The sequence below is a fragment of the Rhodococcoides fascians A25f genome, from assembly GCF_000760935.2.
Lineage (GTDB): Bacteria > Actinomycetota > Actinomycetes > Mycobacteriales > Mycobacteriaceae > Rhodococcoides.
This window is the reverse complement of the sequence record NZ_CP049744.1, coordinates 1,717,810-1,744,273: the sequence shown is the minus strand read 5'-3', so window position 1 is coordinate 1,744,273 and position 26,464 is coordinate 1,717,810. Positions and strand designations below refer to the sequence as shown.

Sequence of the window (26,464 nt, the reverse complement as noted above, 5' to 3'; positions counted from 1 at the left end):
GAACCGATGGAAGGACACCATGACCACCTCCCGAATCACGCGTGCGTTCTCCGCTCCGAGGGCGGTGGCAGCTGTTGCCGCACTCGCTCTCTCGGTCACCGCCCTGACCGCCTGCGGCGGCAATTCGGATCCACTCTCCAGCGGTGGCGGCGAGACCAACAGCGACACGAACTCCATCATCATCGGCTCCGCCAACTTCCCCGAGTCGGAAACCGTGGCGAACATCTACGCCGAGGCGCTGCGCGCCAACGGTTTCGAGGTGAGCACCAAGCTCAACATCGGCAGCCGCGAGGCCTACATCCCCGCAGTGCGTGACGGGTCGATCGACATGATTCCCGACTACACCGGCAACCTGCTGCAGTACTTGGACGAGTCCGCGACCGCCACGTCCTCCGAAGACGTGCTGGCGGCCCTGCCCGCAGCACTGGGCGACGACCTCACCGTGACGGCCCAGGCCCCCGGCGAGGACAAGGACGCCGTCGTCGTCACTCGTCAGACCGCCACCGAGCGCAACCTCACCACCATCGGCGACCTCGCGCCGTTTTCCTCGGACGTGACCTTCGCCGGCACTCCCGAATTCCAGGAGCGCGTCGGCGGTCTGCCGGGTCTGCGCGACAAGTACGGCCTGGACATCTCGGCCGGCAACTACATCCCGATCTCGGACGGCGGCGGGCCTGCCACCGTCGAGGCTCTGGTCTCCGGACAGGTCGTTGCCGCGGATATCTTCACGACCTCGCCTGCGATCGCGCAGAACGATCTGGTGGTGCTCGAGGACCCGGAGAACAACTTCGCCGCCCAGAACATCATCCCGGTGCTGCGTACGGCCAAGCAGTCCGACAAGCTCACCCAGGTTCTCGACGCCGTGTCGGCGCAGATCACCACCGACGAGCTGATCGCGCTGAACACCTCGGTGTCCGGTGACGAGAAGGTCGAGCCGGCGGCAGCAGCAGCGGCGTGGGTCAAGGACAAGGGCCTGGACCAGCCGGTCAGCTGATGATCACCTTCGAGCACGTCAACAAGACGTATCAGGACGGCACCACGGCGGTCGACTCCTTGGACCTGGTGATCGAGCCACACTCGTTCACCGTGTTCGTGGGGCCGTCCGGTTGCGGCAAAACCACCTCGATGCGGATGATCAACCGCATGATCACCCCCACCTCGGGCGTGATCACGGTGGACGGACGCAACATCGCCGACACCGATGCCGTGAAATTGCGTCGGGGCATCGGCTACGTCATCCAGAGTGCCGGATTGCTTCCGCATCGCACCGTCGTCGACAACGTCGCCACGGTGCCCGTGCTCAACGGCGAATCTCGTCGCGCAGCACGGAAAGCTGCACTCGACGTCCTCGAGCGTGTCGGCCTGGACCCGGCGTTCGCCTCGCGCTACCCCGCGCAACTGTCCGGTGGGCAGCAACAGCGGGTGGGGGTGGCCCGAGCACTGGCCGCCGACCCGCCGATCCTGTTGATGGACGAGCCCTTCAGCGCGGTGGACCCGGTGGTTCGTGAGGAACTGCAGACCGAGATGCTGCGCCTACAGGCCGATCTGAAGAAGACGATCGTCTTCGTCACCCACGACATCGACGAAGCCGTCCGGCTCGGTGATCACATCGCGGTCTTCGGACCACAGGGCCGACTGCAGCAGTACGACAAGCCCGAGACCGTTCTCGCTGCCCCTGCCACCCCGTTCGTGGCCGGTTTCGTCGGTCGCGACCGTGGTTACCGAGGCCTGTCGTTCCGGTCGGCGCAGTCGGTGACGATGCACCCCATCCACACGGCCGTGCAGGACGAGGTGAGCAGTCTTCGACTCGACCAGGGGCAATGGGTATTGGTGGTCGACTCGCAGCGTCGTCCGCTCGGGTGGATCGACGCTACCGGCGTCGAGAAGGTGCGCGACGGCCGAAGCATCGACGAGAGCACGGCGGCGGGCGGGTCGTTGTTCCTCGAGGGCGGAGATCTGCGCCAGGCACTCGACTCGGCGATCTCGTCACCCTCGGGCATCGGGGTTGCGGTCGATTCGTCCGGGGCGGCGGTCGGCAGTGTCGACGGCGCGGAGATACTCGAAAACCTTGCTGCACAACGCAAGTCCGAGGACTCCGAGCGCAACCGGCACCACTTCCTCGCGGCCGGGGACACAGACCAGTGACCTGGCTGTTCGACAATTTCGATGTCGTTCTCGGCTACACGAAGACACACCTGTATCTCTCGCTCGTCCCGCTGTTCGTCGGACTGTTGATCGCCATCCCGCTCGGCACCGTCATTCGCAACACCCGCTGGGTTCGCCGAATCACGTTGACGGTGGCCAGTATTGCGTTCACCCTTCCGTCGCTGGCCCTGTTCGTCACCATCCCGGCAGTGGTCGGTCTGCCCGTTCTCGATCCGCTGAACGTCGTGATCGCTCTGGCCGTCTACTCGACGGCACTGCTGGTGCGCGCAGTTCCCGAGGCACTCGACTCGGTACCGTTCGCCGTCGTCGATTCCGCCGAGGCGATGGGCTACTCGACACTGCGCCGAGCAGTGACCGTCGAACTGCCACTGGCACTTCCGGTACTCATCGCCAACATCAGGGTCGTGGCGGTCACGAACATCTCACTGGTCTCGGTGGGCTCGGTGATCGGTATCGGCGGCCTCGGTCAGCTGTTCACGCAGGGCTACCAGCGTGACTACCCCGACCAGATATTCGCGGGCATCATTTCGATCGTGTTCCTGGCGTTGGTGTTCGACGCAGCCCTGTTCCTACTGGGTCGTCGACTCACCCCGTGGACGCGCCTCGGCACGGGCTCGTCGAAAAAGAAGGCACGCGCATGAATCTGTTCTCGGAGGCGTTCTCGTACATCCTCGACGGCGGAAACTGGTCGGGGCCAACGGGAATCGGCGCACGGCTGATCGAACACATGTGGTACAGCTTGCTGGCGGTGTTGCTCTCGGCAGTGATCGCCGTACCCATCGGCCTGTTGATCGGTCATCTACGACGCGGCGAAGCGGTCATCGTCGGCCTCGTCAACGCACTGCGTTCGCTGCCCACCCTCGGCATCCTGGTGTTCCTGGTTCTGGTGATCGGGTTGGGGCTGGTGCCGCCGATCATCGCGCTGGTGTTGCTCGGTATCCCGCCGCTGCTGGCCGGGACGTACTCCGGTATCGCCAACGTCGACGCGAACGTGGTGGACGCCGCCCGGGCGATGGGCATGACGGAAACCCAGGTGCTGCTTCGGGTCGAGATTCCGAATGCGCTCCCCCTGATCCTCGGCGGACTCCGCAACACCACTCTCCAGATCATCGCCACCGCAACGATCGCGGCCTACGTCAACCTCGGCGGGCTCGGCCGCTACATCTTCGACGGCCTGGCCTTGTACGACTACCAGCGGGTTCTGGTCGGCGCGATCCTGGTGGCCGTGTTGACCCTCGTCGTCGACGGACTGCTCGCTCTCGCAGTGTGGACCTCCGTTCCGGGAACCGGCCGGCTGCGCCGGATGCCGACCGGACTGGCGAAGGTCTGAGAGAACTCGATAGGCGTCTTCGAACGAAAGACACCGGCGAACCACTGGCCCTGGTAGGGCTGGGTTCGCCGGTGTTTTTTCCGTTTTCCTACGCGACGCCCTCGGCTCGCGCTGCTGCCGCAACTGCGTCCGCAACGGCCGGGGCGACACGAGGATCGAGTGGGCTGGGCACGATTTTGTCCGCAGCCAACTCGTCGCCGAGAACCGAGAGGATTGCCTCGGCAGCGGCGAGCTTCATGCCTTCGGTGATGCGGCGAGCGCCCGCGTCGAGCGCACCCTTGAACACACCGGGGAAGGCGAGAACATTGTTGATCTGGTTCGGGAAGTCGCTGCGTCCGGTCGCGACGATGGCGGCGTACTTTCTCGCCACCTCCGGGTGAATCTCCGGATCGGGGTTCGACAGCGCGAACACGATGGACTCCGGGGCCATCGAGGCGATGTAGCGCTCGTCGACCTTGCCTGCAGACAGACCGAGGAACACATCTGCTCCGGCCAATGCCTCGGCCGCTCCCCCGGACAGTGCACGCGGGTTGGTGCGCGCAGCGAGATCGGTCTTGACGCTGGTGAGGTCGTGGCGATCGGAGGAGACGATGCCCTTGGAGTCGAGCACCACCACGTCCAGGATACCGGCCAGCAGGAGCATGTTGGTGCACGCGACGCCCGCTGCGCCGGCTCCGGAGACGACGACCTTCAATTCGGACGTGCTGCGGCCCTGCACCTTCGCTGCCCCGTTGAGCGCAGCGAGGACGACGATGGCGGTGCCGTGTTGATCGTCGTGCATCACCGGGCAGTCGAGCGCCTCGATGACGCGGCGTTCGATCTCGAAACAGCGTGGCGCCGAGATGTCTTCGAGGTTGACGGCTCCGAAGCTGTGCCGCATCCGCACGATGGTTTCGACGATCTCGTCGACGTCGTTGGTGTCTAGGACGATCGGGATGGAATCGAGGCCGGCGAACTTCTTGAACAGTGCGGCCTTGCCCTCCATCACCGGCAACGACGCCCGGGGGCCGATGTCGCCCAGGCCGAGCACCGCGGAACCGTCGGAGATGACGGCGACGAGGCGATCGGTCCAGGTGTATCGCTTGGCCAGCGACGCATCGGCCGCGATGGCGCGGCTGACCTGGGCCACCCCGGGGGTGTAGGCGATGGACAGATCGCGCTGGGTCTCGAGCGGTGCCGCCAACTCGACCGACAGCTTTCCGCCGAGATGCCCGGCGAAGATCTCCTCGTCGGTGATCGCGGCCGGCACTGCCGGTGCCGAGTTCGGTGCTGTGGTGTCTTCGACTGCCGTCACGGTGAAAGCTCCTCGCACTGTCGACCTCGACCAGCAAGGCGACGCATGTCAACGAAGTGAGTGGTTCTGGGAATGGAGAGCGCTCGGAGTGCGCCAGTGCTGGCTGCAAACTGCCGAAAGCGTGTCTCGCAGGTGCGGCGGGTGTGCCGACACGATCAGCGATGGGCTGTAGCCCTATCGGTGGGCTCAGTGTGCCACACCGCTCGGCCACCTGACCACAGAGTCAGAAGCGAACCCCGTCTGTTGTCCTCATTGCCACCCCTGCCGTCATTGCCACCATTGTGTCCACAGCACCAGGCCGGTGACGACGAAGACGACGAGTGCACCGAGGAACGCGGAGAACCCGCGCCGATGATCCGCGATGCGCTGGGCGACGACGGCCACCACGGCGGCGGCGATGTGTGCAGCGACGGAAAGACCCCCTGGCCCGGGGAAGCCGCGGGAGTGGCCGAGATATTGAGTGACGGCGACACCGATCGCGAGCACCACCAGACCCGCGGTGACGACACCGCTGAACCCCCGCAGGAAGCGGAGCCCCGCTCCCGCCCTGGCCCCGGTCATCCGCCGGCCACGAATCCGCGGACCGAATCCGCGATCAACTGCACCGCAATGGCGGCGAGCAACAAACCTGCGATACGCGCCAGCAGCGAGATGCCACCTTCACCGAGAAGACGGATCAGTACCGTCGAGAATCGCAAGACCAGGAAGAACAGCACGTGAATAGTGATGATGCCCAGGGCAATTGCGAGTAACGAGCCCGCGTCACCGTCGGCCTGGCTGACGTAGACGATCACTGCGGCGATGGCACCGGGACCTGCCATCAGCGGAGTCCCGAGTGGCACGAGGGCGACGTTGACGTCCTCCGCCGCGGAGTCGCCGCCCGCACCCTTGCCGGTGAGCAACGACAGGGCGATGAGCAGCAGCAGCAAACCGCCCGCGCCCTGCAGTGCCGGGATGCCGATGTGCAGGTAGCTCAGAATCGCCTGACCGCCGATGGCGAACACCGAGATGACGGTCAGCGAGACGGCGGGTGCCTGCCACGCGGCCTTGTTGCGAGCTTCCTTGCTCTTGCGGCCCACCAGGGACAGGAACACCGGGATAGCGCCCGGCGGGTCCATGATGACGAACAGGGTGATGAGCACGGTCAGGTAGAGCGTCACATCGAAGGTCATGAGCGAGCCGCCGCAACTATTCGGTCGTATTGGTCCGGGGCAGTGGTGTATTCGCCGAGTTGCACCGTCTTGTTGGTCCCGTGGTAATCCGAGGACCCCGTGACGATCAGGTCCAGTTCGGCGGCGAGATCGGCCATCACCGCAGTGTCCTCGGGCGAATGATCCATGTGATGGACCTCTACTCCGCCGAGCCCCAACGGCGTCAGTTCTCGAATGTGGTCCAGGTCGAGGATGCGTCCGCGCGCGCGGGCCCGAGCATGCGCGAGCACACTCACCCCGCCTGCTGCCGCGATCATCCGAACCGCAGCCTCGAGCGGAGTGTCCAGCTTCTCCACGTAGTACTTGCCGCTGGTCGCCAACGGACCGGCGAACGCGGCGTTCATGTCCGGAACGTATCCGGCGTCGATCAGCGCGCGGCCGAGATGGGGACGTCCGGCTGCGGCACCGGCCGAGGCCAACACTGCGTCGGGATCGATCGGCAGACCGTCGGCCGCCATGTTCTCGGCGATGGCGCGCAACCTCGTCACCCGTTCGCCGCGCAGACGCGCGCGCTCGGCCGCGAACGCATCGTTCTCGGGGTCGAAGAGGTACGCGAGCAGGTGCACGGGAACCGGTTCGCCGTCCTCACCGCGTCCGGTGCACGAGAGTTCCATACCGCGCACGAGCGTCAGACCGGGAGGAACGGCCGCGGCCGCTTCGTCCCAGCCCGACGTGGTGTCGTGGTCTGTCAGCGCCACCACCGACAGTCCCGCCGCGGACGCGGCGTGGACCAGCTCGGTTGGGCTGTCGGTACCGTCGGACGCCGTCGAGTGGGTATGAAGATCGATGAGCACCTCGACAGTGTTCCAGGCTCTCCGTCTCGTCGTTTTGCTGGCGTACGATTGCCCGCCATGCCGTCCCTTCCACCTCGACCGTCGCTACCGTCACTGCATCGACGAGGACCCAAGGCCGCAATCGATCCGGGCCCGAGAATTCCGGTGCCCACGGCCCGCGCGATCGTCGACTGCGCGGTGTACGTCGACGGCTCCCGATTGCCCGGCAGATTCACCCACACCTCGGCCATTGCGGAGGTACGCGCGCGCGGCGAAGGGTTCGTGTGGGTCGGCCTTCATGCGCCCGACGACCATCAGATGAACGCGATCGCGCAGTGCTACGGACTGCACGAATTGATGGTCGAGGACACCGTGCACGCACACCAGCGACCGAAACTCGAACGCTACGACGACGTCGCATTCCTGGTGCTGCGGACGGTGAAGTACGTCGAGCACGAGTCGGTGACCACCGCCAACGAGATCGTCGAGAGCGGCGAGATCATGGTGATGGTCGGCAGCGACTTCGTCATCACCGTCCGGCACGGTGAACATTCGGGGTTGGCCGGCGTCCGGCAGCGCCTCGAAGCGAACCCGGAACAGCTCGCACTCGGGCCGTCCGCGGTGCTGCACGCTGTGGCCGACCACGTCGTCGACGAGTATCTGGCGGTGACCGAGTCGATCGAGCGAGACGTCGACGGTATGGAAGAGGAGGTGTTCTCCCCGCACCACCACGTGCCCATCGAGAACATCTACCTGCTCAAGCGAGAGGTCGTCGAGCTGCGCCGGTCGGTGACGCCGCTGTCGACGCCGTTGGCTCGTCTGGTGCAGGAACCGAGCGTGCCGAAGGCCGTGCGACGGTATCTGCGCGACGTGCAGGACCACCACACCACCGTCGCCGAGCGGATCTCCGAGTACGACGAGGTACTCAGCTCGCTGGTCGACGCCGCACTGGCCCGGGTGACGATGCAGCAGAACCTGGACATGCGCAAGATTTCGGCGTGGGTGGCGATCGCGGCAGTGCCGACTATGGTCGCGGGCATCTACGGGATGAACTTCGACAACATGCCCGAGCTGCACTGGACCTACGGCTACCACCTGATCGCCGGGATCGTCGCCTGCGTCTGCATCGGATTGTGGCGCACGTTTCACAAGAACGACTGGCTGTAGAAGCCACGCTCGACGTTGGACGTCGTCCAACGTCGAGCACCGGTTGTTGGTGATTGCCCCGAACGCCGCCGGGTGACGAACCCACCTGTTCTCGCCGGATGAGACTGCAGAAGCCCTGCATCGTCATTCGGAAGGGATCGATGAGAATCCGCACGCTGGTACTGGCCGTCGCCGTCGCCGTGATCTGTTCGTCCGCGCCGGGGGCCGCGTCGGCTCAGCCGGTTCACGCCGCTCCCGCCGGTCCGCCGCTGACCGTCGCGCAGGCCGATCTCGACAAGGCACTCACGTGCACCACGGATCTGCACGACGCCACCCGCGATCCGGTTCTGCTCACCCCCGCTTTCGCCACCGATCAGCAATCGTTCGGTTGGAACTACCTGCAGTCACTGCCCGCCGCAGGGATACCGGTGTGCAGCCTCTCGCTGCCGGACGAAGGGTACGGAGACCTACAGGTCGCCGCCCAATACGTGGTGCACGCGGTTCGGACGATGGCAGCCGACAGCGGTCGCCAGGTCGTCCTGATGGGTCACCAGCACGGCCCGCTCGACGAGCTGTGGGCGTTGACGTTCTGGCCGGACCTGCCTGCCCTGGTGTCGGATTTCATCTCCCTCGCCACCCCGTACAACGGCACCGACTCGGCCCGCTCGGGGTGCGACGACTCGCAGGAGTGCCCGCCGGCGAACTGGCAGATCGCCACCGGATCGAAGTTCCTCACCGCGCTGGCGGCCCGTCCGCTGCCCGCGGGACCCAGCTACACCTCGATCTTCACGCGCTTCGACGAGCTCATCTATCCGCAACCGCACGCCAGCACTCTCGCTGGAGCCGCGAACATCGCCGTCCAGGACATCTGTCCGCTGCGGCCCGTCGAACACTTCAACATCATCGGCGACAACGTCGCCTTTCATCTCGTCCTCGACGCGCTCGAACACGACGGACCTGCTGTGCGCGAGCGCATCTCGGACAATCTGTGTTTCACCACCGCGATGCCGAACCTGCGCTACGACGCGCGTGCGGCGATCACCGGACTGAAGTATCTGGCTCAGGTACCTCGGCACCTGATCGACGATTCCGTCACCGCCGAACCGGAACTGGCGTCCTACGCGCGGTAACTTCGTCAGAGGCTGGCGGCAGACCGGTTGGGATCGCGGACGTCGATCCCCGCCTCGGCCCAGGCCTCACGTAGCGCATCGGCTCCGCGCAACCGCACCCAGGCTGCCTCGGTGCCGGTGAGAGGGACGGCGGCCAGAAAGCGAACCGGATCGTAGGGCTCGGGCAGTGTCAGGTCTGCGATGTCGCTCGCCCCGAGCAGCACGGCGGTGAACGGCGCGTTGGTCCACAGCGGCTCGCTCAGATCGAGCAGCGCGTCCTCGACGAGTACGACGCCCTCCACCGCGGGTGACGCAGCCAGAACGGCCAGGCTCTTGTGCACGCCCGAGGCCACGCCTGCACCCCCTCGGAGAGTCAGCACCAGTTCGGCTCGGGGGCCACGCGAGGGATCTGCGACGAGTTCGTTGGGATCGGCCATGGGGTGCCGGGAACAGCCGAGACTGACGTACCGGACCACGTCGGAGTCCGCGCCGAATCTCAGGACGTCCAGCGGCTCGAGGCCGAGGAACGTCACCGACGCCGACGACGGATTCTCGTCGCCGATCTCGGTCAGCAGATGTGCGCGTACCGCTGCAATGACACTGTCACTCACGTGACCCATCCAACACTGTCGCTCACCTGACCCATCCAACACCACCGATGCCCGAGAAGTCCGTTCGGAGGTGCCACGCAACGGAGGTGGGTACCGTCGTACCGTGGTCTCCGTTCTCGCAGTGTCCGACGAAACGATCGAATCCCTGTGGAGTCCGCAGGTGAAGTCGCTCGGAGTCGACTTGATTCTCGGCGCAGGCGACCTTCCGTTCGACTACCTCGAATACCTCACCGATGCCTTGAACGCGCCGTGCGTATTCGTTCCCGGCAACCACGACGCGGACCTCACCGGCTACTCGGCCGGACGTGCGGGATGGATGCGCGCCGGGCTCCCCACCACCTGGCCCGGACCCGTCGGAGCCGTCAACGTCGATCGCCGAATCGTCTCCGCGGCGGGCCTGCGGATCGCCGGTCTCGGCGGGTCCATCCGCTACAACGGCGGGCCCAACCAGTGGACCCAGCGGCAGCAGCGTCGACGCTCACGCACCCTGACTCGGACGTTCGCGTGGCATCGCAACGTCCGCAAAGACTTTCGGCCCCTGGACATTCTGCTGACCCACAGTCCGCCGCTCGGCGTCGGAGACGACACCGACCCCGCACACATCGGTTTCGACTGCCTCGACGAGGTGACGCGAAGACTCGCCCCACAGTTGTTGTTGCACGGCCATATTCATCCGCACGGCGCAACGCCGGAGGATCTGACCCTGCACGGCGCAGCGGTGATCAACACCGTCGGGTACACCCTGCTCGAGATCGAACCGGGCGGACAGAGAACCGAATTCGAGGCACCGAGGATCGTGAGGCGCAGGCATGGCACGTGACACCGGATTTCCGGCCGCCGATGCGGAGAACGACTTCACCCGCCAGCGCCGACGCGCCGACGTCGCCCGTCTGGTCGGATGGCTCCGGCGTCAACCCGACGACGTCAACACCATCCTGCCGTTCGACGAGGTGGTTGCCGCGCTCGGCAAGGTGGGCGAGCGTCATCTCGGCCTGCAGGTCATTCGCGTCGAGACCATCGTCGGAAGCGTCGACCGCACTCGCGATTTCGACCGCTTCTTCCGGCCGACGTCGGCGCGCATTCGTGAACGCTGGCAGCGACTGGCAGCCGCCCAACGCCGCGGTGAGGCGATGCCCCCGATCCAGGTGTACCGCATCGGTGGCATGCATTTCGTCGTCGACGGCCATCATCGAGTGTCCATCGCATTCGCCATGCACCGCACGACGATCGACGCCGTCGTCACCGAGATCATCACGCGCATCTCCCCCGAGGGCATCACCCGACGCGGCGATCTGCTGATCAAGGACCACCGGCGCATCTTCCTCAGTCGTGTCCCGTTGGTGGGCAAGGCCCGCGAGGCCGTCCAGGTGACCGATCCGTTCGACTACGCCCAGCTCAGCGAGTCGGTCGAGGCGTGGGGCTTCCGGCTGATGCAGGAGGTCGGTGAATTCGTCGACCGCGGTACCGTCGCGCGGCGTTGGTTCGGTGAGGAGTACCTGCCGGTGGTGCGCATGGTGCGCGCGGCCGAGATCCTCGAGGATCGCACCGACGCGGAGGCGTACCTCTGGATGAGCCGGGAGCGTTACCGCCTGGTGCGCGAACACGTCTGGAACGACGAGATCGTCAGCGAACTCCGGCAGAAAGCGCTGGGCAAACCTACCCGGCCGTAGTACTGCCCGCGTCGACGCTCGGCCGTGGTGGCGGCCCCGGCTCACTTCCCTGGTACACCGATCTCTGATAGTTACTTAGATGCGTTCATCATTCTAATTTTTTCGGCTCCACCGCATAGTCGATAGGTAACGAGGTAGCTCTTTCATGTCCACCCGCCGCATACTGCTGCCCGGACTCTGTTTCATCGTCATGACTCTCGCGGTCCTGCAAACGATGGTCGTCCCCATCGTTCTGACCATCGGCACCCAACTCGGGGTCAGCACCACCGCCGCCGGATGGGTACTGACGGCCAATCTTCTCGCGGCGGTGATCGCCACCCCGGTCATCGGGAGGCTCGCCGACCTGCACGGTAAGCGTCCGGTGCTGATCGGTGTGCTCACCGTCGTCCTCGCCGGATCTCTGCTCGCGGCCCTGACGCACTCGTTGCTGTGGCTGATCGTCGGCCGGGTCCTGCAGGGCGTGGCCTACGCACTGTTCCCCATCGCGCTTGCCGTCCTTCGCGACGAGATGCCTCCTCGTAAGCTCGTGGGCTCGATGGCAGTCCTGTCCGGCACACTCGGCGTCGGCGGCGGGTTCGGACTGGTGTTGACCGGGCTGCTGACGGCCAACGGTGCCGACTACCACCGCGTGTTCTGGCTCACTGTTGCCTTCGTGGTGCTCGCTCTCGCGATCGCCTGGTTCGGTGTACCGGCGCGTCCGAGAACCAGTGGCGGCACCGTCGACTGGTGGGGCGCTGCACTGCTCGCGGTGACTCTGCTTCTGCTGTTCCTCGCCCTGACCCAGGGCCGCACCTGGGGGTGGGGTTCGATCGCCACCATCGGCTGCGCGGTTGTCGGTGTAGTCGCGGGGGCCATCTGGTGGAACTTCGAGAAGCGCGCCGACGAGCCACTCGTCGCACCCCGCATGCTCACCCACGGCCCGTTGCTCGCCACCAACGTCGCCACCCTGTTCGTCGGTATCGGGATGTTCGTCAATTTCCTCGCCTGCTCGTACTTCGTGCAGACACCACGAGCCGTGGCCGGCTACGGCTTCACCGCGAATGTTCTCGAGGCGAGCGTTGTGTACCTGCTGCCCGGCGCGGCGGTCGGAGTAGTCGCAGCCGTCGTCAGTGGCCGTCTCATCCGGTCGTTCGGGCCGCGGCGAGTACTGATCGCAGGAGCCATGATCGGGCTGGTCGGATTCGTCTTCGTCGCACTCGCCCACGATCACACCTGGCAGCTGATCACCGCAGGCATCGTCATCAACATGTTCGTCAGTCTTGCGTTCGCTGCCCTGCCGAACCTGCTCATGGCCGAGGTCAGCGCAGCGGACACCGGGGTGGCGAACAGCGTCAATTCGATCGTCCGAACAGTCGGTACCTCGATTGCCAGCGCCACGCTGTCCACCGTCCTGGCCATGTTCACCATCGACGGGACGGCCGTTGCCCGCGAGAGCGTGTACACCGCAGCCTTCGTCGCAGGCGCGGTGGCCTGCCTCGTCGTCGTACTCGCGGCCCTGGCCATCAGGAGCACCCCCGCGGCTCGGGAATCGGTGCGAGTGGCCGAGTCCGAGCCGACCACCACGTCGAACATGCCGGTATGACGCACTGCCGACCGCCTCACAGCAGCCTGACAGGTGACACCCTCGTCCGACCAGGACGCGGACCGTTCAGCCGCTGGTCGAGGCCCCTGGCAGGAAACTCGTAATCTACTGGGAGTCAACGAATCTGCCTTTCGGGTGACCTCATGCGTACCTAGTGTCGTGGAGGTACGAACACCGACGAGAGGCACACCTGATGAATACCAAGAAGATTCTCACCCGCGCAGCAGTCACCGGAGCATTGGTGGCCATCCCTCTGGTAGCAGTCACCGGCACCGCGTCCGCCGATCCCCTGTGGTCCGACCGCGACGATCGTGACCACAGCGCGCCGCAGTATCAGCAGAACCAGCAGCCCGATCAGTTCCGCCTGCCCGAACTGTTCCCACAGGCACCGGCACCGCAGCTGCAGAACCCGGCACCGAACGTGGTCCCGTTCGACTTCTTCCAGGGATACCAGTTACCGACCACCGGTTCCGCGTTCTGACCCATGTGAGCGGAACTTCGTAGCCCACTACGAAGTTCCGCTCACATGCGCGTAGCGCTCTACAGCGTCAGATTGGCACCCGAGGCCTGGTCGAACACCGAGATCTTCGCCGGGTCGAACCACAGTTCCACCTGACCACCCTCGGCGGCCTTGGACTCGGCCGCCAGACGCGCAACGACCTGTGCGCCACCGAGATCGGCGATACCAGCGTCGGCTGCCAGTTCCTGCAGCTCACTGGATTCGACGCGGGCGCCCTTGAGCGTGAAGTAGACGTACTTGTCGCTGCCCATCGACTCGAGCACGTCGACGGTGGCGGTGAAGGTGGCACCGCTCATCTTCTGGTAGCCGTCGATCAGCGCCGCATCCTCGAAATGCTCGGGGCGGATACCGACGACCACCTCGCGGCCCGGGTTCTTGGCCTTGATCGCATCCATCCGCTCGAGCGGGATGTCGATCTCACCGAGCGCGGTGGACACGCCGTTCGAGGTGAGCTGTCCGGGAACGAAATTCATCGAGGGCGATCCGATGAAGCCGCCCACGAACAGGTTTCGCGGCTTGTCGTAGAGCTCCTGCGGCGACCCGATCTGCTGCACCAGTCCGCTGCGCAGCACCACGACGCGGTCGCCGAGGGTCATGGCCTCGGTCTGATCGTGCGTGACATAGACGGTGGTGGTGCCCAGGCGCTTCTGCAGCCGCGAGATCTCGGCGCGCGTCTGTACACGCAGCTTCGCGTCGAGGTTGGACAGCGGCTCGTCCATCAGGAAGGCCTTGGGTGTGCGAACGATGGCGCGGCCCATGGCAACTCGCTGGCGTTGACCACCGGAGAGGTTCGCCGGCTTGCGGTCGAGGTGCTGACTCAGGTCGAGGATCTTGGCTGCCTCCTCGACCTTGGTGTTGATCTCGGACTTCGAGAGCTTCGCCAGAGTGAGCGGGAAGGCGATGTTCTGACGCACCGTCATGTGCGGGTACAGCGCGTAGGACTGGAACACCATCGCGATGTCGCGATCCTTCGGAGCACGCTCGTTGACCCGCTCCCCCGCGATGCGCAGTTCGCCCGAGGAGATGTCCTCGAGGCCGGCGATCATGTTGAGGGTGGTGGACTTTCCGCAACCGGACGGCCCGACGAGGATGATGAATTCGCCGTCGGCGATGGTGATGTCGACGTCGCTGACGGCAGCCGCGCCGTCGGGGTAGAGCTTGGTGACTTTGTCGAGAACTATTTCGGCCATGACGGTTATCCCTTCACTGCGCCGGACGTCAAGCCCGCCACGATACGTCGTTGGAAGAAGAGCACAAAAATGATGATCGGGATCGTGATGACGACTGCTGCCGCCGCGATCGACCCCGTGGGCTCCTCGAACTGAGAGCTACCGGTGAACTGCGAGATGGCCGCCGGGACGGTGACCGAACGTTCCGTTGCTGTCAACGAGATGGCGAGCAGCAGGTCGTTCCAGGCGAAGATGAACACCAGAATGGCGGCGGTGACAATGCCGGGCGCAGCCAGCGGGGCGATGACCTTGCGGAACGCCTGTGCGGGCGTCGCGCCGTCCATCTTCGCTGCCTTTTCGAGCTCCCACGGAATCTCGCGGAAGAACGCCGAGAGGGTGTAGATCGCCAACGGCAATGCGAAGGTGATGTACGGAATGATCAGTCCCGGCCAGGTGTCGAACAGTCCCAGCGAGCGGGAGATGTCGAACAGCGGTGTCACCAGCGAGATCTGGGGGAACATCGCGATGAGCAGCGCCGCACCGACGAGTGCCTTCTTTCCCGGGAAGTCCAGGCGAGCAACGGCATACGCGGCCATCGTGCCGATCACCACGGCGATCACCGTGGTGATCAGTCCGATGCCGATCGAGTTCACCAATGCCGAGGTGAACTGATTCGTCGAGAAGATGCCCTTGTAGTTGTCGAAGGTGATCGCACGCGGAATGAAGTTGCCGTCGGCAATGGTGGCCGTCGACTTGAACGACAGGCTGATGATCCACAGCAGTGGAACGAGTGCGTAGAGCAGGACGAGGACGTTGACTACCGTCCAACCGACCTTCTTGCGAGGCGTAACAGTGGTCATTACTTGCGGCCTCCGTCGTCGGATCCCGGTGCCGAGGCACCGAACAGCTTGATGAACACGAACGCGATGATCGCGACGCAGAAGAAGATCAGAATGCTGATCGCCGACCCGAGTCCGAGGTTGAACGCCCCGAACAGGTTGTTGTAACCGAGAATCGAGACCGATCCGGTTTCGTTGCTACCTCGGGTGAGCACGTAGATGTTGTCGAAGATGCGGAACGCGTCGAGGGTGCGGAAGAGCACCGCGACGAGAATCGCCGGCTTCATCAACGGAATCGTGATGCGCATCAACCTGGTCCACGCGCCTGCTCCGTCGACCTCGGCCGCCTTCAGCAGATCGTCGGGCACCAGCGCCAGCCCTGCCAGGAGCAGCAGCGCCATGAACGGCGTGGTCTTCCACACCTCGGCCAACACGACGATCGCCAGCGACGGGAACTGCTCGGTGAGCGGAGCACTACCGTCGGGCAGCAGATTGGCGAGATATCCCGTGCCCGGGGTCCATGCGTAGTACCAGCTGTACGCCGCGGCGACGGTCACGATGCCGTACGGGATGAGCACCACGGTGCGCACCAGTCCACGGCCGAAGATGGTGCGGTGCATGACCAGAGCCACCGCCAGGCCGAGGACGAACTCGATGATGACCGAGATGATCGTGATGCCCGCCGTGACACCGAACGCCGTCCACCAGTACCCGTCGGAGAGCACCGTGACGTAGTTGGAGATGCCGACGAATTCACGATCCTCGGGGAACGCGAGGTTGTACTTCTGCAGGCTGAGCCAGAACGCGTAGATGATCGGATAGCCGGTGACGGCGATCATCAGAATCGCTGCGGGTGCGATGAGCAACAGTCCCAGCCGCCGTTCGGCCTTCTTGCCGTCGGAGACGTTCTTCAGGGCTGCCTGCTTGTCCAGAGGCTGCGATTGGGGCTCTGAATCGGTAGGAGCACTCATGGAATCAACCCTTCGGAATTGACGGCCTTGGTGACAAGATCAGCGAGCTTGTCCACGTCGGCTACCGGATCGATGTTCTGCGGTGGGTTGAGCGCATCGGTCAACAGAATCGAGATGCTCTGGTAGGCAGGCGAAACGGGTCGCACAGCCGCCGATTCGATGGAACCGAGCACGCCTTCCCATGCGGGATAGGAGGCCTGGAACTCCGGATCGGAGTACAGCGACTTCAGCACCGGCGGCACACCACCGTTGATGGCGTTGTTGCGCTGGTTCTCTTCGTTGGTGAGGCACTCGACGGCCTCCCACGCGAGATCCTCGTGCTGGGTCGTCTTGGCGACGCCGATGTTGAATCCACCGATGGTGACCTTCGCGGGCTCGCCGGGGTTCACCTCCGGATACGGCGCGCTGCGGAAGACCTCGGCGATACGCGCGTCCTGCTGGTCGGCAGGCACGTTCGCGAGATCGAGGAACGAGACGGCGCCGGCGATCGCGTTCTCCTTCAGACCGGGCAACACGAACGGGTAGTTGACCTGGAAGGCCATCCGTCCCGATTCCATCCCGAGCCGGGCCGTCGCCTCGTCGCTCTGCGAGACCGATGGGTCGTGGCCGTCGGCCGTGGCGACCCGCTTGATGATCTCGAGGGCCTTCTCGGTGGCCGCGCGATGCTCGGGAGTGTCGTTCAGCGTCACCGTCGTTCCGTCCTCGGCGACGACCGAACCACCCGCACTCTCGAGCAGCGAGTTGAACCACACCATGAAGCCCTCGTACTGCTTGGCCTGTACGCCGATCTGCCCCGGCTTGCCGGCGGCCGCATTGGCCTCGGCCACGTCGATCAGCTGATCCCACGTCTGCGGCGGTACCCCGTCCGGCACCTCGTCGGGCCGATACCAGAGCAACTGGGTGTTGGAGTTGAGCGGAACCGCATACAGCTGGTCCTGCCATTCCGCGGTGGCGAGCGGTCCTTCGAGCGTGGAGCCGTCGCGCAGCTTCGCGGACAGGTCTTCCGGGACGGGCAATGCCCATCCGGCTTCGGCGAATTCGGCCGTCCACACCACGTCGAGCGTCATCAGGTCCAGCGTCTTGTCGTTTCCGGCGAGGCGTCGCGCGAGCTGGAGACGCTGATCGTTCGCGCTCTTGGGCAGCGTCCGCTGCTCCACGCGGTATCGACCGTTCGAGGCATCCGAACACACCTGCGCCGCAGCGGCGTACTGCTCTGCGCCGTCTGCGGCGGTGTAGAAACTCAGAACCGGAACCGAACTGTCGGACGAACCACACGCTGCGAGCAACGGACTCGTGACCAGAGCCGCTGCTGCCAACACCCCTATTCTCGTCGCTTTGCCACGCCTACGACCACGATGTCTCGGCACTTTCCGCCTCCGTACGTTCAATTACTCGCGCAGCACACTGTGTGGGACTGCCGTGCACGAAAGAAACGTAACCGAACTCACTGGCATAGAGGGCGATTTGGGGCTATTCCGTTACCTGTCGGTTGCCTGGTCGTCCACCAGGTGTGATCAGATCGACAGTTTGGCGAGCAGGTCGCGTGCTTTCTCCGCCGTTCGAGGCTCACAGAGGACGTCGTATCGACCCGCCACCAACTGCATGCTCGACGCGAAATCTCGCTGCCCCTTGGTGGCCGCGTACGGAATGGAGGCCGAGATCAACCCGAAGATGATGCCGCCGCCGACACCGATGAGCAGGGCTCCGAAGATGTTCTCGCTGAAGATGCCGAGCACCAGGCCGAGGAACACTCCCAGCCACGCACCCGAAACAATGCCTCCACCAATGACTTTGGGCCATGTAAGGCGGCCGAGGACGCGTTCGACCTGCATCAGGTCGACGCCGACGATCGTGACGTCCTGTACCGAGAACTCTTCGTCGGAGAGATAGTCGACGGCGCGCTGCGCCTCGGCATAGGTGGGGTACGAACCGATGGGCCAGCCGGAGGGCGGCGTCGGCAGTCCCTGCCCTGGGCGACCGGACTGAGAGAGGGGATTGGTCATGGCTCCATTGTGCCCCGAAACGGACAACCGGCACACCCGTTGTAGCGGTTCACAGCAGGTTGACGGTCGGTCAGGACGTGGGCGGCTCGAACGTCGTCGTGCGCGTCAGGCCGGCCGCGCGACCCTTCGCCGAGACGACCAGCGCCATCTTGCGGCTCGCCTCGTCGATCATCTCGTCGCCGAGCATCACCGCCCCGCGAGCGCCGCCCGCCGCGGAGGTATGGAACTCGTAGGCGTCGAGAATCATCTCGGCCTTGTCGTAGTCGGATTGGCGCGGCGCGAAGATCTCGTTGGCGGCCTCGATCTGCGTCGGATGCAGTACCCACTTACCGTCGAAACCGAGGCCGGCCGTGCGGCCCGCCGCTCGACGAAAGGCGTCGAGGTCACGAATCTGCAGGTACGGGCCGTCGATCGCCTGCAGTCCGTGAGTTCGCGCGGCGAGCAGAATGGTCATCAGAATGTGGTGATAGGCGTCGCCGGTGTCGTATCCCACCGGCTGTTCGCCGACCACGAGGGTGCGCATGTTCACGCTGGCCATCAGATCCGCTGGCCCGAACACCAACGTCTGCACCCGGGGACTCGCGGTCGCGATCTCGTCGATGTTGCGCAGGCTGCGTGCGCTCTCGATCTGCGGCTCGATCCCGATGCCGCCGACATCGAGACCGTGTTCCTTTTCGAGCTGAGTGAGAAGAAGATCCAACGCCTGGACGTGCGCGGCGCACTCGACCTTCGGCAACAGGATGGCGTCGAGATTGCGGCCTGCACCCGAGACGACGTCGATGACATCGGCGTACGTCCACTGCGTCGTCCAGTCGTTGACGCGCACGACCTTGATCTGATCGCCCCAGCCATCGGAGTTCAGCGCATCGACGATGCGCGCCCGAGCCTCGATCTTCGCGATGGGGGCGACGGCATCTTCGAGATCAAGGAAGATCGCGTCGGCAGGCAGACCCTTGGCCTTGGCGATCATCTTGTCCGAACTGCCCGGAACTGCCAGTACCGATCGCCGTAGGCCCGACGCATTCACCGCAGCACAACCCCTGTCTGATTCATACTCTGTATTGTCCAGCCTCTAACCTTGCCATCATGGCAGCACTGAGCAAGGTATTCGCGGCCAGGCTCGCAGGCCTGGGCGTCCTGGGCCCCGACGGCGAATCGATCGGCCGGGTTCGCGACGTGGTCATCTCGATGCGCGTCGGCAGAGCGCAACCGAGAGTTCTCGGCCTGGTGGTCGAATTGGCAACTCGCCGAAGAATTTTCGTGCCGATGCTCCGCGTGACCAGCATCGAGCCCAACTCCGTTCAACTCACGACCGGTAACGTCAGTCTGCGTCGATTCACCCAGCGCGCCAACGAGATCCTGGTGTTCGCGCAGATCCTCGACTCCAAGGTGCGCGTCGACGACCCCGAGCTCGACGAGCTGCACGACGCCGATTCGATCGTCGTCGACCTCGGTCTCGAGCTCACCCGAACTAGGGATTGGGTGGTCGCCCGAGTGGCTGTGCGTAAGCAGCGTCAGCGCCTCGCGCGCCGCGGCGCGATCCACGTCGTGGACTGGCAGCACGTGCAGGGGCTCACACAGAACGAGCTGTCGATGCCCGATCAGGGTGTGGCGCAACTGCTCATGCAGTTCGAGGATCTTCGCGCGGCCGATGTGGCGAACGCGATGCGCGAGCTGCCCGTCAAGCGCCGCATGGAGGTGGCGCGAGCTCTCGACGACGAGCGGCTCGCGGACGTCGTTCAGGAGCTGCCCGACGACGATCAGGTGGAGTTGATGCACTACCTCGGTGTGGACCGCGGTGCCGACGTGCTCGAGGCCATGGACCCGGACGACGCCGCCGACCTCCTGGGCGAGCTGCCCGAGACCGAAGCGGAATCGCTTCTGCGCCTGATGGATCCGGAGGACTCCGCGCCTGTCCGTCGCCTGCTCGAGCACTCCCCCGACACCGCCGGTGGTCTGATGACCCCCGAACCCGTCGTTCTCACCGCGTCGACGACGGTGGCCGAGGCTCTCGCCCGGGTGCGCAACCCCGACCTGACGCCTGCGCTGGCCTCCCTGGTGTTCGTCGTGCGGCCCCCGACCGCGACACCGACCGGCCCGTACCTCGGCTGCGTCCATTTGCAGCAGCTACTGCGAGAACCCCCGGCGAGCTTGGTCGGCGGAGTGGTGGACAGCGCCCTTCCGCGGTTGTCCCCCGACGACAGCCTCACCGCCGTGACGCGATACTTCGCGACGTACAACCTCGTCTGCGGCCCGGTGGTCGACGACGAGGACCACCTGGTCGGGGCCGTGACCGTGGACGACGTCCTCGATCACCTGCTGCCCGAGGACTGGCGAGATCAGGAAGTGGCGGGACAGTGAAAGAAACAGCACGCCAGAGAATGGACACTCCGCGTGGATCGCGGATGTTCAACGTCAATCTCGACTTCGATCTCGGCAAGTCGGGCGAGAAAGCCGCCAGATTCCTCGGCACGGGGCGCTATCTGGCCATTCAGACCGGCATCGTCATCGTCTGGATCTTCCTCAACGTCGTTGCGGTCAATCTGCAGTGGGACCCCTATCCCTTCATCCTGCTCAATCTCGCCTTCTCGACTCAGGCCGCCTACGCCGCGCCGCTGATTCTGCTGGCCCAGAACCGGCAGGACGACCGCGACCGCGTCTCCCTCGAGGAGGATCGCTCTCGCGCCCAACAGACCAAAGCCGACACCGAATTCCTGGCCCGCGAACTCGCTGCGCTGCGCATCGCCGTCGGTGAGGTCGCCACCCGCGACTACCTGCGCCGCGAACTCGACGAGATCAAGGCACTGCTCGAGCACGCAACAGGTCAGCCGGTCACATCGCCGAAGAAAGCACGCAAGAAGGCAGCCGCGCGGGTGCAGGACGATGCCGGTGCGCCGGACGCGTCCGATAACGATCCGCTGCCCTGACCGCACGGCATCGCCGCTGATAACAGCCCGATAACAGAACAGTCTCGAATCAGGTACCCTCGATCCCGGTCATCAGCTCGGGCCCCGGACGTCGTCCGGGGAAATCAGGAGGTACAGCACGCGTGGGTCGTCACAGAAAAGCATCGACTTCCAAGGTTCGACGGAATTCGGTGATTGCTCTGGCAGGTCTCGTCCCCGCAGGACTCGTCACCGCCGCCACCAGCGCCGGGGCAACGGAATACATTCCGTTCGTCAGCGCGAAGACCTCGCCTGCAGCGCAGGAATCGAACTCGGTGGTCGAGACCCCGCAGCCGATCACTCAGGACCAACAGGCTCAGCCGGTGGCGCAGGCCGAGCTTCCGGTACCGGCACCGGTCCCTGCACCCGCGCCGGTCCCTGAGATCCCGCCCACACCGGAGCTCCCCACCAACCTGGCCGTCAGCCCCATCGCGATTCCGGTGGTCAACGTCGCCGCCTACAAGAACGCCGAGCGGATCCTCGCCCAGCAGCAGCCCGGCTGCGGCATCAGCTGGACCGTCATCGCCGGCATCGGCCGCGTCGAGTCCACCCACGCCAACAACGGCAAGGTCGACGACTCGGGCGAGCTGCACGAGCCCATCCTCGGACCGGTTCTGAACGGCACCCTCGCCGGCAATCAGGTGATCCGTGACACCGACGGCGGCGCACTCGACGGCGACACCCAATACGACCGCGCAGTGGGACCGATGCAGTTCCTGCCCTCGACGTGGAACCTGTATCACGCCGACGGCAACGGCGACGGAGTCTCCGACCCACAGAATCTGTACGACGCAGCCCTGGCCACCGGCATGTACCTGTGCGACGACGGCACCAACATGCGTGACCTGGGATCCACCACCAGAGCGATCCTGCGCTACAACAATTCGATGGCCTACGTGGCGAACGTGCTGGCATGGTCGGCCGGATACGCCACCGGCATCGTCCCGACGTCGGACCAGCTCCCGCGCATTCACTGATCGGGTGTCCGCGCCTGCCCTGCTGTCCATCGACGCAGTGCCCACCGCCTAGCATGAGGCAATGGCTGTACTGACCGAATCCGACGTTCGGACCGCGCTCACGAAGGTGATCGACCCCGAGATCCGCAAACCCATCACCGATCTGGGAATGGTCAAGAGCATCGATGTATCCGCCGACGGTTCCGTCGGTGTCGGCATCTACCTCACCACCTCCGGCTGCCCGATGAAGACCGAGATCAGCGATCGCGTCAAGAACGCCGTCGCCGACGTCGCAGGCGTGGGCACCGTGACAGTCGAGCTCGACGTCATGAACGACGAGCAGCGCACCGAACTGCGCAAGTCTCTGCGCGGCGATTCCGCCGAGCCCATCATCCCGTTCGCGCAACCCGGGTCCCTGACCCGCGTCTACGCGGTGGCGTCGGGCAAGGGCGGCGTGGGCAAGTCCAGTGTGACGGTCAATCTCGCGGCATCACTGACTGCTCGTGGGCTGTCGGTGGGCGTGCTCGACGCCGACATCTACGGTCACTCCGTGCCCCGCATGCTCGGCAACGACGCGCGGCCGACCCAGGTCGAGAAGATGATCATGCCGCCGCAGGCGCACGGCGTGAAGTTCATCTCGATCGCCCAGTTCACGCAGGGCAACACCCCCGTCGTATGGCGTGGACCGATGTTGCACCGCGCACTACAGCAGTTCCTGGCCGACGTCTTCTGGGGCGACCTGGACGTGCTGCTGCTCGACCTTCCCCCCGGCACCGGAGACGTGGCAATCTCTGTTGCACAACTCATTCCGAGTGCCGAGATCCTCGTGGTCACCACTCCGCAGCAGGCCGCGGCCGAGGTTGCCGAGCGCGCCGGAGCAATTGCCCTGCAGACCCGCCAGCGCGTCGCAGGCGTCGTGGAGAACATGTCGTGGCTCGAACTGCCCGACGGCACCCGCATGGACATCTTCGGATCCGGTGGCGGACAGGACGTATCGGACAGACTCACGAAAGCTGTCGGTGCCAGCGTTCCCCTGCTGGGCCAGATTCCCCTGGACACCGCCGTCCGCGAGGGTGGTGACGCCGGGATGCCGATCGTACTGAGCAACCCGGAATCGCCTGCGGCACAAGCCTTGGAGGCCGTCGCCGCAAAGTTGGCAGTCCGCGAACGTGGACTGGTCGGAATGTCGCTCGGAATCGACTCGGCCCGCAAGCTCTAGAAACGACGGTTATACCCGACAAACGACGTCGGGAACAGGGTAGAAGCCTTAGGATTTGCCTTCAATCCTACTGTCGATAGAGAGTGGCCTTCATGAAGAAGCCGCATCGGATCAGGCCGGTCGTCGTTCCGGTTCTGATCGCCCTGATGATGACCCTGCTGGGATCGCTGCTCGGCCCTGGCCTGGCATCCGCACAACCCGCCCCGCCCGCGCAGAACTACTCGATCGCGACCGACACCACGTTCGCACCGTTCGAATTCCAGGACGAGAGCGGCAAACTCGTCGGAATCGACATGGACCTGCTGGCGGCGATCTCGGTGGATCAAGGCTTCGACTACACCGTCGAGCAGGTCGGGTTCGATACCGCGCTCCAGGGCGTCACCAGCGGCCAGTTCAACGGCATGATCGCCGGCATGTCGATCACCGACGAGCGCAAGGCCACCTTCGACTTCTCCGAGCCGTACTTCGATTCCGGTGTCCAGATGGCAATTCTGGATTCCAACGACGAGATCACGGGCTACGAGGATCTGCGCGGTAAGTCCGTCGCAGTCAAGAACGGCACCGAGGGCGCCACCTTCGCCGCGTCGATCGCAGATCAGTACGGCTTCACCATTCGTAGTTTCGACGACTCGGCCACCATGTTCGAGGAAGTTCGCACCGGCAACTCGGCGGCCGCCTTCGAGGACTACCCCGTGCTCGCCTACGGCATCACCCAGGGCAACGGATTCAAGACCGTCACCGAGAAAGAAGCCGGTGCCAGTTACGGATTCGCCGTCGCCAAGGGCACCAACGCGCAGCTGCTCGAGCAGTTCAACACCGGCCTGGAGAACCTGCGCGCCAACGGCCAGTACGACCAGATTCTCGACACCTACCTCAACGCCGACGCCTCCACCTCAGACACGTCCATCCCCGGCCTGATCGCCAGCAGCTGGCAGTTGCTGCTCAAAGGCTTGTGGCTGACCATCGTCTTGACTGTCATTTCCATCGCCATCGCGTTGGTACTCGGCGGAATCTTCGGCCTGTTCCGCGTCTCGACCAACATCGTGCTCCGTGGAATCGGAACCACCTACGTCGACATCTTCCGTGGCACACCGCTTCTGGTGCAGGCATTCTTCATCTACTTCGGTGTGCCCGCGGCGCTGAACTTCCAGATGTCGGCGTTCACCGCAGGCATCATCACGCTCTCGCTCAACGCCGGTGCCTACATGGCCGAGATCGTCCGCGGCGGCATCCTCGCCGTCGACAAGGGACAGATGGAGGCCTCGCGCAGCCTCGGCATCAGCTACCTCAAGTCGATGCGAAAAGTGGTGATGCCACAGGCAATACGCACGATGATCCCGTCGTACATCAATCAGTTCGTCATCACGCTCAAGGACACCTCGCTGCTCTCGGTCATCGGCCTCGCCGAGTTGACGCAGACGGGTCGTCTGATCATCGCGCGCAACTTCGAGTCGTTCAACATGTGGCTCATCGTCGGCGTCCTGTACTTCATCATCATCATGGCTCTCACCAAGCTGTCGAACCGGCTCGAGAAGAGGATCAACAAATGAGCACCGAACTGACCAAGGACCTGCCGGTCGACAATGGTCCGGGAACGAAGATCTCGATCAAGGGCCTGCAGAAGGCGTTCGGCGACAACACGGTTCTCAAGGGCATCGACGCCGAGATCGCCAACGGTGAAGTGGTCTGTGTGATCGGCCCCTCGGGCTCGGGCAAGAGCACGTTCCTGCGTTGCCTCAACAAGCTCGAAGACATCACTGCCGGATCGGTCGTCGTCGACGGCACCGACCTCACGGCCAAGAACGTCGACCTGGACAAGGTGCGCCAGAACATCGGCATGGTGTTCCAGCACTTCAATCTCTTCCCGCACATGACCGCCCTCGAGAACGTCATGCTCGCGCCCGTCGAGACCAAGAAGATGTCGAAGTCGCAGGCGAAGGAGTCGGCCGCGAAGTTGCTCGAACAGGTCGGCCTGTCCGAGCGCGCCGACTACAAGCCGGCCAACCTATCGGGCGGGCAGAAGCAGCGCGTCGCCATCGCGCGAGCATTGGCCATGAGCCCGTCGATCATGCTGTTCGACGAGGCCACCAGCGCACTCGACCCCGAGATGGTCGGCGAAGTACTGCAGGTGCTGCGCGACCTCGCCAAGGGCGGTATGACGATGGTCGTCGTCACCCACGAGATGGGCTTTGCACGTGAAGTCGCGGATCGTGTGATCTTCATGGCCGAGGGCGTCATCGTCGAGGAGGGAACCCCCGACGAGTTGTTCGGTAACCCACAGAACCCACGTACCCAGGACTTCCTGAACAAGGTGCTCTAGCTCGCCCGCCCCCCGTCTGCCCGCTACCCCCCCGTCCCGGATCAATGCGCCTTTGTTGCACTCAGAGCGACTGAATCCCACATTCATCCCGGGGCGGGAGGTCGGTCGGTACCAGCAGTCGGGGTGGCCTGGCGGGCGGGCTGAGGGTGCGTCTACGTGGCGTCGGCGTCGATCGGCGGGGTATCGCCCGCCGCGAGTTTCGGCTCGTTCTTGCTCATCGACACGGCACTCCCGGATGTACTGCTCGAGGGCACACCGTTCTGTGGCGTCGGTCCGCCGAGGTTCTTCGGCTTGGTGTCGAAGGGCTTGCCCTTGAAGGTGTCGTCCAAGGGGTTCTTGAAGATCGAATCGTCGCCGTCGAGCAGGTGCTTGGTGATCACCGCACGCGGCGTCATGCCCCGGAGCTGGTTGAGGTCGGCGAGCGGTTTGCGAAGGTCCTCGAAGTCGGTACCCAGCTCGTCCTTGAGCTGTTGACTCGCGCCGTTCGCGTAGTCCTTGACCTGGCGGATGGACTTGGACACCCAGCTGATGGCGCCGGGAAGGCGATCCGGACCGAGGATGACCAGAGCTGCTACGAGGAGGATTACGAGCTCTCCCCAACCGATGTTGCCGAACACGCCTGCCAGCCTA

At 64.7% G+C, this 26,464-nt stretch carries 28 protein-coding genes; 16 read left to right on the top strand and 12 right to left on the bottom strand.

Features of this window, described 5'->3' with window-relative positions; all coding sequences use genetic code 11:
- The first annotated feature begins 19 nt into the window (after positions 1-19).
- The 4 genes from BH93_RS08455 to BH93_RS08440 are packed head-to-tail and all read left to right on the top strand — an operon-like array spanning position 20 to position 3,496.
- Positions 20-994, top strand: a complete 975-nt coding sequence (locus BH93_RS08455) for an ABC transporter substrate-binding protein (RefSeq protein WP_052064826.1) — start codon at positions 20-22, stop codon at positions 992-994.
- Positions 994-2,145, top strand: coding sequence for an ABC transporter ATP-binding protein (locus BH93_RS08450; protein ID WP_037171513.1), 1,152 nt, complete (start codon positions 994-996; stop codon positions 2,143-2,145). Before BH93_RS08455 ends, BH93_RS08450 begins: the two co-directional genes overlap by 1 nt.
- A complete protein-coding gene (locus BH93_RS08445) occupies positions 2,142-2,807 on the top strand; it encodes an ABC transporter permease (protein WP_032403036.1) in 666 nt (221 codons plus the stop codon). Before BH93_RS08450 ends, BH93_RS08445 begins: the two co-directional genes overlap by 4 nt.
- Positions 2,804-3,496 (top strand): ABC transporter permease, encoded by a 693-nt coding sequence (locus tag BH93_RS08440; protein WP_032403035.1) that lies wholly within the window; start codon positions 2,804-2,806, stop codon positions 3,494-3,496. The genes BH93_RS08445 and BH93_RS08440 overlap by 4 nt, the downstream gene beginning before the upstream one ends.
- Before the next feature lie 88 nt (positions 3,497-3,584).
- On the opposite strand, the gene BH93_RS08435 is transcribed toward BH93_RS08440, so the two are convergent.
- The 4 genes from BH93_RS08435 to BH93_RS08420 form a co-directional block, all read right to left on the bottom strand.
- Positions 3,585-4,790 carry an NAD(P)-dependent malic enzyme gene (locus BH93_RS08435; RefSeq protein WP_080738926.1) on the bottom strand — a complete coding sequence of 402 codons (1,206 nt, stop codon included), beginning with the start codon at positions 4,788-4,790 and terminating at the stop codon, positions 3,585-3,587.
- A gap of 267 nt (positions 4,791-5,057) precedes the next feature.
- On the bottom strand, positions 5,058-5,351 hold the full coding sequence (locus tag BH93_RS08430; RefSeq protein WP_052064827.1) for a hypothetical protein: 294 nt from the start codon (positions 5,349-5,351) through the stop codon (positions 5,058-5,060).
- Entirely contained in the window at positions 5,348-5,962 is a 615-nt protein-coding gene (locus BH93_RS08425) for a MarC family protein (RefSeq protein ID WP_037171515.1), read from the bottom strand. The genes BH93_RS08430 and BH93_RS08425 overlap by 4 nt, the downstream gene beginning before the upstream one ends.
- Positions 5,959-6,795 carry a PHP domain-containing protein gene (locus BH93_RS08420; protein ID WP_037171516.1) on the bottom strand — a complete coding sequence of 279 codons (837 nt, stop codon included), beginning with the start codon at positions 6,793-6,795 and terminating at the stop codon, positions 5,959-5,961. The genes BH93_RS08425 and BH93_RS08420 overlap by 4 nt, the downstream gene beginning before the upstream one ends.
- 57 nt (positions 6,796-6,852) lie before the next feature.
- Here BH93_RS08420 and BH93_RS08415 point away from each other — a divergent pair, with 57 nt between their 5' ends.
- Complete coding sequence (locus BH93_RS08415; RefSeq protein WP_037171517.1) at positions 6,853-7,941, top strand: magnesium and cobalt transport protein CorA; 1,089 nt, start codon at positions 6,853-6,855, stop codon at positions 7,939-7,941.
- 140 nt (positions 7,942-8,081) lie between these two features.
- Positions 8,082-9,050: a hypothetical protein gene (locus BH93_RS08410; protein WP_037172146.1), complete on the top strand. Its 969-nt coding sequence runs from the start codon at positions 8,082-8,084 to the stop codon at positions 9,048-9,050.
- Positions 9,051-9,055: 5 nt separating this feature from the next.
- Here BH93_RS08410 and BH93_RS08405 read toward each other — a convergent pair whose 3' ends face one another.
- A complete protein-coding gene (locus BH93_RS08405) occupies positions 9,056-9,640 on the bottom strand; it encodes a suppressor of fused domain protein (RefSeq protein WP_080730375.1) in 585 nt (194 codons plus the stop codon).
- Between the two features lie 103 nt (positions 9,641-9,743).
- Here BH93_RS08405 and BH93_RS08400 point away from each other — a divergent pair, with 103 nt between their 5' ends.
- The 4 genes from BH93_RS08400 (at position 9,744) to BH93_RS08385 (ending at position 13,373) form a co-directional block, all read left to right on the top strand.
- Positions 9,744-10,460: a metallophosphoesterase family protein gene (locus tag BH93_RS08400; RefSeq protein ID WP_037172147.1), complete on the top strand. Its 717-nt coding sequence runs from the start codon at positions 9,744-9,746 to the stop codon at positions 10,458-10,460.
- The gene (locus tag BH93_RS08395) at positions 10,450-11,310 is read left to right on the top strand and encodes a hypothetical protein (RefSeq protein ID WP_037171518.1); all 861 of its coding nucleotides are present in this window, start codon (positions 10,450-10,452) and stop codon (positions 11,308-11,310) included. The genes BH93_RS08400 and BH93_RS08395 overlap by 11 nt, the downstream gene beginning before the upstream one ends.
- A 145-nt stretch (positions 11,311-11,455) precedes the next feature.
- Positions 11,456-12,892 (top strand): MFS transporter, encoded by a 1,437-nt coding sequence (locus BH93_RS08390; protein WP_037171519.1) that lies wholly within the window; start codon positions 11,456-11,458, stop codon positions 12,890-12,892.
- Between the two features lie 193 nt (positions 12,893-13,085).
- Positions 13,086-13,373 carry a hypothetical protein gene (locus BH93_RS08385; protein WP_032403030.1) on the top strand — a complete coding sequence of 96 codons (288 nt, stop codon included), beginning with the start codon at positions 13,086-13,088 and terminating at the stop codon, positions 13,371-13,373.
- A 59-nt stretch (positions 13,374-13,432) separates the two neighbouring features.
- Here the strand turns inward: BH93_RS08385 and BH93_RS08380 are convergent, their stop codons facing one another.
- From BH93_RS08380 to BH93_RS08355, 6 genes are all read right to left on the bottom strand, one after another.
- Complete coding sequence (locus BH93_RS08380; RefSeq protein WP_037171522.1) at positions 13,433-14,602, bottom strand: ABC transporter ATP-binding protein; 1,170 nt, start codon at positions 14,600-14,602, stop codon at positions 13,433-13,435.
- Between the two features lie 5 nt (positions 14,603-14,607).
- Positions 14,608-15,441: a carbohydrate ABC transporter permease gene (locus tag BH93_RS08375; protein WP_037171524.1), complete on the bottom strand. Its 834-nt coding sequence runs from the start codon at positions 15,439-15,441 to the stop codon at positions 14,608-14,610.
- Entirely contained in the window at positions 15,441-16,391 is a 951-nt protein-coding gene (locus tag BH93_RS08370; RefSeq protein ID WP_032375917.1) for a carbohydrate ABC transporter permease, read from the bottom strand. Before BH93_RS08370 ends, BH93_RS08375 begins: the two co-directional genes overlap by 1 nt.
- On the bottom strand, positions 16,388-17,710 hold the full coding sequence (locus BH93_RS08365; protein ID WP_032403028.1) for an ABC transporter substrate-binding protein: 1,323 nt from the start codon (positions 17,708-17,710) through the stop codon (positions 16,388-16,390). The genes BH93_RS08370 and BH93_RS08365 overlap by 4 nt, the downstream gene beginning before the upstream one ends.
- Positions 17,711-17,905: 195 nt before the next feature.
- Entirely contained in the window at positions 17,906-18,394 is a 489-nt protein-coding gene (locus BH93_RS08360) for a general stress protein (protein ID WP_008714301.1), read from the bottom strand.
- Positions 18,395-18,464: 70 nt separating this feature from the next.
- On the bottom strand, positions 18,465-19,364 hold the full coding sequence (locus BH93_RS08355; RefSeq protein WP_052064829.1) for an HpcH/HpaI aldolase/citrate lyase family protein: 900 nt from the start codon (positions 19,362-19,364) through the stop codon (positions 18,465-18,467).
- A gap of 116 nt (positions 19,365-19,480) precedes the next feature.
- Between BH93_RS08355 and BH93_RS08350 the strand changes: the two genes are divergently transcribed.
- From BH93_RS08350 to BH93_RS08325, 6 genes are all read left to right on the top strand, one after another.
- Positions 19,481-20,755 (top strand): magnesium transporter MgtE N-terminal domain-containing protein, encoded by a 1,275-nt coding sequence (locus tag BH93_RS08350; protein ID WP_037171529.1) that lies wholly within the window; start codon positions 19,481-19,483, stop codon positions 20,753-20,755.
- 20 nt (positions 20,756-20,775) lie between these two features.
- Positions 20,776-21,321: a DUF1003 domain-containing protein gene (locus BH93_RS08345; protein ID WP_052064891.1), complete on the top strand. Its 546-nt coding sequence runs from the start codon at positions 20,776-20,778 to the stop codon at positions 21,319-21,321.
- A gap of 122 nt (positions 21,322-21,443) precedes the next feature.
- Positions 21,444-22,316: a lytic transglycosylase domain-containing protein gene (locus tag BH93_RS08340; protein ID WP_032375922.1), complete on the top strand. Its 873-nt coding sequence runs from the start codon at positions 21,444-21,446 to the stop codon at positions 22,314-22,316.
- Between the two features lie 61 nt (positions 22,317-22,377).
- Complete coding sequence (locus tag BH93_RS08335) at positions 22,378-23,514, top strand: Mrp/NBP35 family ATP-binding protein (protein WP_032375923.1); 1,137 nt, start codon at positions 22,378-22,380, stop codon at positions 23,512-23,514.
- 92 nt (positions 23,515-23,606) lie between these two features.
- Positions 23,607-25,064 (top strand): amino acid ABC transporter substrate-binding protein/permease, encoded by a 1,458-nt coding sequence (locus BH93_RS08330; protein ID WP_037171536.1) that lies wholly within the window; start codon positions 23,607-23,609, stop codon positions 25,062-25,064.
- Positions 25,061-25,834, top strand: coding sequence for an amino acid ABC transporter ATP-binding protein (locus tag BH93_RS08325; protein WP_052064830.1), 774 nt, complete (start codon positions 25,061-25,063; stop codon positions 25,832-25,834). The genes BH93_RS08330 and BH93_RS08325 overlap by 4 nt, the downstream gene beginning before the upstream one ends.
- 152 nt (positions 25,835-25,986) lie before the next feature.
- Here the strand turns inward: BH93_RS08325 and tatB are convergent, their stop codons facing one another.
- Positions 25,987-26,451, bottom strand: coding sequence for a Sec-independent protein translocase protein TatB (gene tatB, locus BH93_RS08320; RefSeq protein WP_037171539.1), 465 nt, complete (start codon positions 26,449-26,451; stop codon positions 25,987-25,989).
- Between the last annotated feature and the right edge of the window lie 13 nt (positions 26,452-26,464).

Bases quoted from the DNA above. Each gene is read 5' to 3' on its own strand.
- BH93_RS08455 (WP_052064826.1), top strand. From the start codon at position 20: ATGACCACCTCCCGAATCACGCGTGCGTTCTCCGCTCCGAGGGCGGTG.
- BH93_RS08450 (WP_037171513.1), top strand. From the start codon at position 994: ATGATCACCTTCGAGCACGTCAACAAGACGTATCAGGACGGCACCACG.
- BH93_RS08440 (WP_032403035.1), top strand. From the start codon at position 2,804: ATGAATCTGTTCTCGGAGGCGTTCTCGTACATCCTCGACGGCGGAAAC.
- BH93_RS08430 (WP_052064827.1), bottom strand. From the start codon at position 5,351: ATGACCGGGGCCAGGGCGGGAGCGGGGCTCCGCTTCCTGCGGGGGTTC.
- BH93_RS08425 (WP_037171515.1), bottom strand. From the start codon at position 5,962: ATGACCTTCGATGTGACGCTCTACCTGACCGTGCTCATCACCCTGTTC.
- BH93_RS08415 (WP_037171517.1), top strand. From the start codon at position 6,853: ATGCCGTCCCTTCCACCTCGACCGTCGCTACCGTCACTGCATCGACGA.
- BH93_RS08410 (WP_037172146.1), top strand. From the start codon at position 8,082: ATGAGAATCCGCACGCTGGTACTGGCCGTCGCCGTCGCCGTGATCTGT.
- BH93_RS08395 (WP_037171518.1), top strand. From the start codon at position 10,450: ATGGCACGTGACACCGGATTTCCGGCCGCCGATGCGGAGAACGACTTC.
- BH93_RS08390 (WP_037171519.1), top strand. From the start codon at position 11,456: ATGTCCACCCGCCGCATACTGCTGCCCGGACTCTGTTTCATCGTCATG.
- BH93_RS08385 (WP_032403030.1), top strand. From the start codon at position 13,086: ATGAATACCAAGAAGATTCTCACCCGCGCAGCAGTCACCGGAGCATTG.
- BH93_RS08380 (WP_037171522.1), bottom strand. From the start codon at position 14,602: ATGGCCGAAATAGTTCTCGACAAAGTCACCAAGCTCTACCCCGACGGC.
- BH93_RS08375 (WP_037171524.1), bottom strand. From the start codon at position 15,441: ATGACCACTGTTACGCCTCGCAAGAAGGTCGGTTGGACGGTAGTCAAC.
- BH93_RS08370 (WP_032375917.1), bottom strand. From the start codon at position 16,391: ATGAGTGCTCCTACCGATTCAGAGCCCCAATCGCAGCCTCTGGACAAG.
- BH93_RS08360 (WP_008714301.1), bottom strand. From the start codon at position 18,394: ATGACCAATCCCCTCTCTCAGTCCGGTCGCCCAGGGCAGGGACTGCCG.
- BH93_RS08355 (WP_052064829.1), bottom strand. From the start codon at position 19,364: ATGATCGCCAAGGCCAAGGGTCTGCCTGCCGACGCGATCTTCCTTGAT.
- BH93_RS08350 (WP_037171529.1), top strand. From the start codon at position 19,481: ATGGCAGCACTGAGCAAGGTATTCGCGGCCAGGCTCGCAGGCCTGGGC.
- BH93_RS08345 (WP_052064891.1), top strand. From the start codon at position 20,776: ATGGACACTCCGCGTGGATCGCGGATGTTCAACGTCAATCTCGACTTC.
- BH93_RS08335 (WP_032375923.1), top strand. From the start codon at position 22,378: ATGGCTGTACTGACCGAATCCGACGTTCGGACCGCGCTCACGAAGGTG.
- BH93_RS08330 (WP_037171536.1), top strand. From the start codon at position 23,607: ATGAAGAAGCCGCATCGGATCAGGCCGGTCGTCGTTCCGGTTCTGATC.
- BH93_RS08325 (WP_052064830.1), top strand. From the start codon at position 25,061: ATGAGCACCGAACTGACCAAGGACCTGCCGGTCGACAATGGTCCGGGA.